5 protein-coding genes are annotated in these 9,903 nt (G+C 48.9%); 4 read left to right on the plus strand and 1 reads right to left on the minus strand.

Translation table 11 applies throughout. The features are described from left to right. A partial coding sequence (locus OEM52_11165) for a hypothetical protein (GenBank protein MDK9700693.1) occupies positions 1-907 on the minus strand: 907 nt, incomplete at its 3' end. Positions 908-1,012: 105 nt separating this feature from the next. Here OEM52_11165 and metH point away from each other — a divergent pair. From metH to OEM52_11185, 4 genes are all read left to right on the plus strand, one after another. Beyond that, a complete protein-coding gene (gene metH / locus OEM52_11170) occupies positions 1,013-4,456 on the plus strand; it encodes a methionine synthase (protein MDK9700694.1) in 3,444 nt (1,147 codons plus the stop codon). 177 nt (positions 4,457-4,633) lie between these two features. Next, positions 4,634-5,125: a chemotaxis protein CheW gene (locus tag OEM52_11175; protein MDK9700695.1), complete on the plus strand. Its 492-nt coding sequence runs from the start codon at positions 4,634-4,636 to the stop codon at positions 5,123-5,125. A 153-nt stretch (positions 5,126-5,278) separates the two neighbouring features. Beyond that, a complete protein-coding gene (locus OEM52_11180; GenBank protein MDK9700696.1) occupies positions 5,279-6,031 on the plus strand; it encodes a carbonic anhydrase in 753 nt (250 codons plus the stop codon). 78 nt (positions 6,032-6,109) lie between these two features. Then, the coding region (locus OEM52_11185; protein ID MDK9700697.1) for a PAS domain S-box protein at positions 6,110-9,903 on the plus strand (3,794 nt) is incomplete at its 3' end.

Raw genomic sequence — 9,903 nt, forward strand, 5'->3', positions numbered from 1 at the left:
ACATTACTGTCAGACCCTTTCCCCCCGGCATCGCTTTAGTGGAAGTAGCTTGAATTTGAGTCGGTGGGTTGCCGACGAGCTGAAAATTCCATTCGGTTCTCGTCTTCGGGTCGAGCGTTAGATACCCGCCGTTGGTAAGATCGGTAACGGTTGCCGGATAGTATCCCTTATCGTGGTAATAGATATTCGCCGCTTGGCGAATCGCATCAATCGACGCCACGGCATAGGTGACGTGGGATCGTCCGATTTCCCTTTTAATAAGCGGTGTGAACATTACGGAAAACACCAGCAAAAGCGGCAGTACCACAGATGCCAGCCCCTGTTCCCACCAGCGTGAAGATGCGCTGGCGCTTAGCGACTCGGGAAGTTGCTGTTGCGAAATTCCTGTTACGGCATCGCAATAATCCGAAATCACAATTGCGAGAAACCCCAGACTGCTCGCCGCAAAAAAGTTACTCGACAACGCCAACCAGCGAAGGTTCAGGGTTATATCGAGTAAATCAAATAGACTTGCGATCCCGGCAAGCGTACAGAACGCCAACACCGCCCAACTGCGCTGCGCCGTCACCGTAAGATTGTTCCGAGTGCCGTATTTGCGAAGCTCCGACTGCCAACCGTAGTATGCCTTAAAACGCCAGAAGATGTTGAAGATGGGAATGAGCAGAAGGGTTGCAGTGATGAGGGGTGTTTTGCGGGTTTTCCCATCCTGCAAATGCTGCCAGATGGTAAACACAAACATCAGCTCGAATACCGTTGCCAGTAAACCAACGATAATGCTTACTTGCATTTGTATACTATCGGCAAAGTAACCGGGAGCGGCGAGCGCCTGCATCGTATAGAATGCGATTTTAGCAGTAGCGGGAACCAGAATCCCGAAGAGGAATAGCATTTTATTCATCGGCTTCATGGTAGCCTCCATGGTTTATTTATTATACAAACGGAAAACCCAATAACGAATCGATTTTCCTTCCGTATATTCTTTTTCGGTAACTCATTAAGAAAGTTAGGGTAGATGAATCAATCCCGGGCATTTCTCGACGCCTTGTCGCGTAAAATCCTTGTCATGGACGGCGCAACCGGTACGGCGCTCGAACGGATGAAACCAACTGCGTCCGATTTCGGCGGCGAGGATAAGGAAGGGTGCAACGAAGCGCTCAACTTGTTTGCACCTCAAATCGTCGAACAGTTGCATAAAACGTATATTGACGCGGGGGCGGATATCCTCGAGACAAATTCGTTCAATGGTTCGACATTAGTGCTCGGCGAGTACGGTTTAGCGCAGGAAATCCATGAAGTAAACCGGCGGGCGGCTGAGCTGGCGAAAAGTGCAATAGCGAAATATGCTTCCGAACGTCCCGTATTTGTTGCCGGGGCAATGGGACCGACCAACCGCGCGTTATCGATCACCGGAGGTACTACTTTCGATGCCTTGGTCGAATCGTACCGGTTGCAGGCACTTGGTTTGCTATTGGGCGGCGCCGATTATCTCCTGCTCGAAACGCAACAAGATACCGTCAACTTGAAGGCGGCGTGGCGCGGTGTGCAGTTCGCGATCAAAGAGTTTGGGCAATTGGTGCCGGTTGCAATATCGGTAACTATTGAGACCAATGGGACAATGCTCGGTGGTCAAACTATCGACGCGTTGTATTACACGGTTGCAAGTTATGAGCCGGTATATGTCGGGATGAATTGTGCGACCGGTCCCGATAAGATGACCGACCACATCCGTTCACTATCGCAAATCTGTCATCGTCCGGTAGCGTGTGTGCCGAATGCCGGATTGCCGAATACCGAAGGGGAATACAACGAAGGTCCTGAACAATTCCATCACGCCTTCGACCGCTTTCTTCGCGAAGGATTTTTGAATGTGGTCGGGGGGTGTTGCGGTACGTCGTCGGAGCATATCAAAGTCTTGCGCAAATTAGCCGACCATTATAGCCCGCGCATTCCGATTGCGAAGGCGAATCGGAGAACGCTTGCCGGCTACGAACCGCTTATCATCGACAATTTCATTCGTCCCGTGTTTGTTGGTGAACGCACGAATGTAATTGGATCGCGCAAATTCAAGCGGATGGTTTCCGAGGAGAAGTACGACTTAGCCGCCGAAATCGGGAAAGAGCAAGTCAATAAAGGCGCGCATCTCATCGATATTTGTACGGCGAATCCCGACCGCGACGAATGGAAGGATTTTCACGGGGTGCTTTCCTCGCTGCTGCGCAAAGTCCGCGTCCCCATCATGATCGACTCGACCGATGCACAAGTCGTTGAGGATGCGCTGCGTTCGATTCCCGGCAAAGCGATTATCAATTCGATTAATTTTGAAGATGGCGAAAAACGGCTGGAATTGATTTGCCCGATTGCGAAAGAATTCGGCGCGTCGCTCGTATTTGGTCTGATCGACGAAGACAAAGAAGCGGGGATGGCGGTAACGCTGGAACGCAAACTTGCGATAGCGGAGCGCGCCTACGATACGCTCGTGAACCGATGGGGGTTCGATCCGGGTGAGGTGGTTTTCGATCCGCTGGTATTTCCTTGCGGTACCGGCGATCCGAATTACCACGGAGCTGCCGCGGCGACGATTGCCGCTGTACGGGAAATAAAAACTCGCTGGCCTGATTGCTTGACGGTATTGGGTATCTCAAACGTAAGTTTCGGATTGCCCGATGCGGGGCGGGAAGTTCTCAATTCGGTGTTCCTCTACGAAAATGTGCAAGCCGGTCTCGATATGGCAATCGTTAATACCGCTGGATTGCACCGCTATGCGACAATTCCCCCGGAAGAGATCGAACTCAGTCTTAACTTGCTGTACGAGCGCCGCGACGATGCGATTGCCCGCTTTGCCGCCCATTACCGCGATATAGTACAAGCCGATAAAGTTGACGAATGGGGGCATCTCTCAAACGACGAGAAAATCGCCAAGTGCATCGTAACCGGGACAAAAGAGGGACTCACCGGGTATCTCGATCATGCGTTGCAATCAGCCGAACCGCTCGCCATTATTAACGGGCCGCTCATGGTCGGTATGAAAGAAGTTGGGCGGTTGTTCGCCGATAATAAACTAATTGTCGCCGAGGTATTGGAATCGGCGGAAGCGATGAAAGTCGGCGTCGATCACTTGAAGAAATTCTTCGCGCCCGGCGCAAAATCGTCAACCCGTGGTAAAATGCTGCTCGCGACGGTGAAGGGGGATGTTCACGACATCGGGAAGAATCTCGTCGATATGATTTTCTCGAATAACGGGTATGAAGTCGTAAACCTTGGTATCAAGATTCCGCCGGATGTATTGATTCAAGCGGTGCTCGAACACAATCCTGATTTTATCGGATTATCCGGACTGTTGGTGCGCAGCGCGCAGATGATGGTTACCACCGCGCAGGATTTCAATGCGGCTGGCATCGATATTCCCTTAATTGTTGGTGGTGCCGCTCTCACAAAAAAATTTACTATGACTAAAATCGCGCTCGAGCATTTAGGTCCCACCTTCTATGCTGCCGAAGCGATGCAGGGTCTCGAATTAGCGAACCGGTTGACCGACGACGACGAGCGTCCGAAACTGTTCACCGAATGGAAGGATATTCAACAACGACTGCTTGCCTCCAGCAGCGAAAATGAACAAGAACTGCCGCCAGCGCCAAGCGGTTCGCGCTGGGAAGTATGCGAAATCCCGACTCCGCCAGACTACGATGAACATGTATTGACCGAGCTTCCGCTCGACGAAATTCTTGCTCTCATCAATCCGATGATGTTGTACGGCAAACATCTCGGACTGAAAAACTCGATGGCAAGGCTCAATAAACCGGGCGACAAGCAGGCATGGGAACTGCAGAAACAGGTGGAGAAAGTAATCGACCGCGCCGTACATTTGGGTATTCTCCGTCCCCGCGCGCTATACCGGTACTTCCTTGCTCATTCAGTGAACGAATCGTTGTATCTTATGGATGCGAAGACAAAACAGGAACTTGCACAAATTGAGTTCCCCCGCGAACGAACCGAGCCGTTCCGTTGTGCATCGGATTGGGTGCGACCGTTGGCGCAGGGTGGCAACGATTCGATGGCGATGTTTGTCGTAAATGCCGGTACCGAAGTCGGTAAATTGGCGAATGAGTGGATGAATGCCGGTGAGTTGCTAAATAGCCATATCCTCGCTTCGGTGGCGATTGAGACGGCGGAAGCGACTGCCGAGTGGATCCATAAAAAAATTCGCGCCGATTGGGGTTACCCCGACGATTCGGAAATGGCGTTTGGCGACTACATCAAATGCCGGTATCGCGGATTGCGGATCAGCTTCGGTTACCCAGCATGCCCACGGATTGAGGATCAGGAAATCTTGTTCAGATTATTGCAACCGGAGCATAAAATCGGTGTACAGTTAACCGATGGGTTTATGATGGAACCGGAAGCGTCTGTTAGCGCGCTGGTGTTTCATCACCCGACAGCGAAATATTTCTCGGCTTGACCAAACAACAAGCTATCTTACGAATCGTTCCTTGAGTTGGTAGTCGCGGGCTTTAGCCCGCGCTCAGGTAACACAAATTAAGGAAACGCGAGCTAAAGCCCGCGGCTACCATTTGTGAGATAAATTCAAAAAGTCTGGTAAGGGAACGGAATTACAAAGAATCATAAGGAGTTCAACATGGCGAACGAAGTATCGTCGGAAAAGTATCTCACCTTTCAGATTGCTGAAGAGACCTATGGTATCTCTATTTTGAAAGTGCGGGAAATCATCGGATTGATCACGATAACCAAGATTCCCCATACCCCCGATTTCATATTAGGGATAGTCAATCTCCGGGGGAAAGTGATTCCGGTGGTCGATATGCGAACCAAATTTGGCTTTCCCTATGCCGAACCAACCGAGCAAACCTGCATTATCGTGGTCGATCTTGGTCAATTCCAAGCGGGGATCGTTGTCGATAGCGTTTCCGAAGTGATGAATATCAACCAAAGCAACATCGAACCTCCACCGGCATTCGGAAGCGAGGTCGATACATCGTTCATCGTCGGGATCGGGAAGTTAAAAGAGCGGGTCGTCCTATTGTTAGATATTGAACGGGTACTCTCGATGGGGGTGGATATTGATTTTATCGGAAGCCTGACTCGCCAAACTGCCGAGGACTCGCAGTAAATAATCCATCATCACTATCCGTTTTTTTTTTGCCAACCGGTAAACTTGGTTGGTAAGTGACGATGTTTTGATTTACCTTGAAAAAATTTTTGTAAATATCGATTATCGATGCGGTTAGTCAATACGTGCTACTTGTAAACATTCTGGTGGGTAATGCTGCAAAAATCTCTACTTTCCTGTTTAGGAATCCTCTCTTTCTTTGTTGTCCCGATGGTGCATGCCGCGGAAGCTTTGAGTTCCGACACTGCCTTGGAACAACTCATCACCGGTAACAAACGATTCTGTACCGCACAAACGATTCATCCCAATCAAGATGCTGTCCGTCGTAAAGTTACCAATAGCGGGGGGCAGCACCCCTTTACTACCGTCATTAGTTGTTCCGATTCCCGGGTTGTTCCGGAAATTCTCTTCGATCAAGGGATCGGCGACGTGTTTGTCGTGCGGGTTGCTGGGAATGTCTGCGACAGTGATGAAATCGGTTCAATCGAGTATGGCGTCGAACACCTGAAAACCCCGTTGTTGGTGGTATTGGGACATAGCAATTGCGGCGCAGTCACCGCAGTTGTTACAGGTGGTCAAGTACACGGGAGTATCCCCGGTTTGGTCGATAACATCGTCCCTGCCGCGAAACGTGCCAGTGAACGGAACCCGAAATTACACGGGAAAGAGCTCGTTCCCATCGCAATCCGGGAAAATGTTTGGGTATCGATTGAAGACCTCTTGCGTCGAAGTCCGATGACTTGCGAGTTAGTTCAGGAAGGTTCCTTGCAAATCGTTGGGGCGATGTATGATATCGAGACCGGCGAAGTCGAGTGGATGGGAAAACACCCAAATCAAGCACAATTGCTGAAAAACACGGCGGAACACGAATCTTCCGAACACGAATCAAAACCCAAACACGAGTAAAGTGTGATGTAAAAAAGATTGTTTGGGCGTCGATATTAGTTCACTTGCTCCGAAGTACAACTCATCATGTGACAAACCATGAAACTGAACTCCAACGATCCGCTCACCGCAAAGCAACTGCAAATTCGAGTTTTGCTGTTTTTTGTTGGTTACATCTGTTGTTTAGAATTTGGTAACATACTCACTCTAAGCGCCGAGGGTTTTGCTTCGTTCTGGCCGGCAAGTGGATTGTTTCTGGCGATTCTCCTCTTGACGGCGAAGCGATATTGGCTGCTACTGATTCTCACGGTTTTTCCGGCGCACATCCTTAATGGCATCTTTCACCAACAGAGCACGGTTGCCAGTTTAGTACATGCGGTTGGCGGATCGCTGGAAGCGGCGGTCGGCGCATACATGTTGCGCCGTTTGTTTAGTCGCAAAGTACAGTTAACCAGTTCTGTTCTATCGATGCTTTGGGTAATCGCAGCGTTTGTTTTTGCCGCAAGTATTAATGCCACACTTTACACAATTATCGGCACACAATCTTCCAATTCGTTTATTGAGGTTTGGCTGCAAAAACTGGCAAGCGATATTGTCGGGATGATTTCCGTTACTCCCCTCATCGTGGCATGGTCAAAACCATCGAAAGGACTGGTTAAGAAGCAAGGATACGCTGCCCTCGCTGAGCTGATAATCCTATCAGTCCTGAGTTTTGCTACATGGTTCGTCATCTTCTCGGGAATCGGGGGAAAAGCGATATCCCAGAAGTACATCGCAATCTGCTTCCTCTTCATCGCAGCATTGCGGTTAACCCCGAAAATGTTCACCTTCTTCGGTTTCGTATTTGCAATTCTGGCATTTTACTTCGGGCAAACCTCAGCTTCTTATGAAGCATGGGATGTTATCCTAATTGAGAATCGAGTTGTCTCGATTCAAATATTTGTCATTCTGAGTCTATTGTTATCGAACCAGTTTCGCTTTTTAGAACAGCAGCGGCAATCCCTACTGGCTCTGGAATCGGAAAGTGAGAGCGAACGGAAATTTGCCGTCGTTTTCCAACAAGCCCCTCTGTTGATGGCGTTAAGCCAGATCGAAGACGGTAGCCTACTTGATGTTAACAACAGATTTTGTGAAGCGTTGGGCTACACCCGTGAAGAGTTGTTGAACAAAACAGCGACTGAAATCGGCATTATCAGTTCCGAAGATCGAGATCGATTGGCTGTGGAGTATTCCAATTTGGGGAGAGTTTCTGCAGTAGAATGTAAAATTACCCGAAAAAACCGAACAACCATCGATTGTCTTGTAACTGCGGAGGAAATTCGGATTGGTGGCGTTCCCCGTTTATTGACAATTGCCGATGACATCACCGATCAAAAACGCACAGAGTTGGAGCTCCGCCGACATTCCGAAAATCTGACATTGTTGATTCAAGCCAGCCAATCGATCAATCAAACTTTGCAACTCAATGAGATTTACAACGCAGTTCATGCATTTGTGCAGAGCATTTTGAAATTTGATGCCTTTGTACTCTCCACTTTCAATCCGGATACTGAGAAGATTCGTTGCGTTGCCGCATGGTCCGACGGAAAACAGAAGAGCGTATCGAGTGTTCCGGAAATTCCGTTAGCGCCGGAAGGAACCGGGATAGTAAGTAAAGTCATTCGGTCAGGTAGAGCGCAATTAATAAAGGACTATGACAAGCAGTTCAAGGATACTAAAGTAAAGTACATTATCGCACCCGATAGCGATAAAGTCAGCACTTCATCGGAAGGTACGCAACCTGCCCAGACAGCGATCATTGTTCCGATCAAAAACGATGATGGGGTTTCAGGTGTGATTCAAGTACTAAGCACCGAGCCAAACGCGTACACACAAAGCCAGATGAATCTGATCGAGGCTTTCGCACTGCAAGTTGGATTAGCGATTAAGAATGCCCAGTTGTATCAAGCGTCGCAAAACGAGATTGCCTTGAGGACATGGGTCGAATCCGAGTTGCGCTCGAGTGAAGAGCGGTTCCGTAGCATGGCGGAGCAACTCGTCGATATGTTGTATCAAACCGACGAGAAAGGAGTAATAACCTATGTTTCCCCATCCTCGCTTCGCATTTTTGGTTGGCTGCCCGAGGAGATGATAAATCATCAATTCACGGAGTTCTTAGCGGAAGATCAAATCCCGATAGCCACCCAAGCATTTCAATGTGCGATTTCAACCGGCAAATCGGCAAGTAAACTCGAACTTTTGATGCGGCGGAAAGACGGTACTGTTTTTCAGGGGGAGTTAAACGCAGCGATGCTCTTCCTTGACCGAAAAATTGTTGGTACGCAAGGTCTGATTCGCGATGTCACCGAACGAAAGCAGGTAGAAGAAGAGCTGTGGGAGAGTAAAGAACGTTATCGGGCGATTTCGGAATATTCACATAACGCCATCTGTATTATCGACGAATTTGCGAAAATTCTATGGGTAAATGACGAGATGGTAAAAGTAGGCGGCTATTCCCGGGAAGAAATTCAACACGCAAGCTCCTTTGCAGACTTTGTTGCGCCTGAATCGTTGGAATTTGTTGTAACCAACTTCCAGAAAGTCTTTCGCGATGAGCCGTATGAACACCATTACACTTTCACGATTATTCGCAAAGACGGTGTGAAACGCCTTTGCGAAAAACACATGGTCGACATCAAAGATAACAAGGGAAAGCGGGTCCTTGTCATCAGTATGTTGGATGTTACCGAACAGAAACATGCTGAAGTTGCACTGAAAGAAGTAACCCAACGATTGCGGTTGGCGACCGTATCCTCCCGAATGGGAGTGTGGGACTGGAATATTCCCACCGGTGAACTGATTTGGGATGACCGGATGTACGAGATTTACGGCGTCGACCGGTCGACTTTTACATGCAATTTCGCTGAGATTGTAAAGCTTGTACATCCGGAAGATATCGAGCAGCAGTATCGCGCCAGCGAGGATGTAAAAGCGGGGAGGCGGGAGTATGATACCGAGTTCCGCATCGTATTGAACGATGGTTCCATCAAGTATATCAAAGCGAATGCCGTTATAATCCTCGACAATGACAACAAACCATGGCGGATGGTGGGAGTCAATCGCGACATCACTGAATTGAAGTTAGCGGAAATCGAATTGCGGGAACGCGAACGGAAATGGGCGACATTAATCAGTAACCTACCCGGTTTTGTTTATCGTTGCGCCAATGATCCCAACTGGACAATGGACTACATTAGCATCGGATGCCGTGAAGTAACCGGTTACGAGCCCGAGGATTTCTTCAACAATCGCAAACTCTCTTATAACGATATCGTCGATCCTCAGTACCAAGAGCCGTTATGGAATAAATGGCAGCAAGTTTTAAGTCGGCGGGAAAGTTTTGAAGGCGAATACCAAATTATCACAGCAAATGGTGAGACTCGTTGGGTTTGGGAACGTGGACAAGGAATCTTCGATGAAAACGGAAATCTGCTGTGGTTGGAAGGGTTTATTACCGATATCACCGAGCGGAAGCGGGCAGAGACAGCACTGATCGAAAGCGAAGCGCAATTCCGGCGAATTGTCGAGACGGCGAATGAAGGTATTTGGGTGATGGATCGCAGTTGTAAAACAACCTTTGTAAACTCTCGGATGCTTGAAATGCTGGGTTGCTCAATGGAAATTCTCATGGAGAATCCAATTGATTTCTTCATGTTCAAAGAGGATATCGAAGAACACGCTGAAATGATGGAGTCCCGTGAGGCTGGAACATCCAGTATATACGAACACCGGTTTAAGCGGTCCGACGGAACGACACTCTGGACAATCGTGTCGGCGGCGCCGATTGTTTCCGCTACGGGTGAGTATGTTGGTTCGTTTGGCATGTTTACCGACATCACCGAGCGGAAGAAAAC

It is taken from the genome of bacterium (assembly GCA_030247525.1).
Lineage (GTDB): Bacteria > Electryoneota > JAOADG01 > JAOADG01 > JAOADG01 > JAOTSC01.

Coding starts and splice junctions, on each gene's coding strand:
- OEM52_11180 (MDK9700696.1), top strand. CDS start 5,279: ATGCTGCAAAAATCTCTACTTTCCTGTTTAGGAATCCTCTCTTTCTTT.
- OEM52_11175 (MDK9700695.1), top strand. CDS start 4,634: ATGGCGAACGAAGTATCGTCGGAAAAGTATCTCACCTTTCAGATTGCT.
- metH (MDK9700694.1), top strand. CDS start 1,013: ATGAATCAATCCCGGGCATTTCTCGACGCCTTGTCGCGTAAAATCCTT.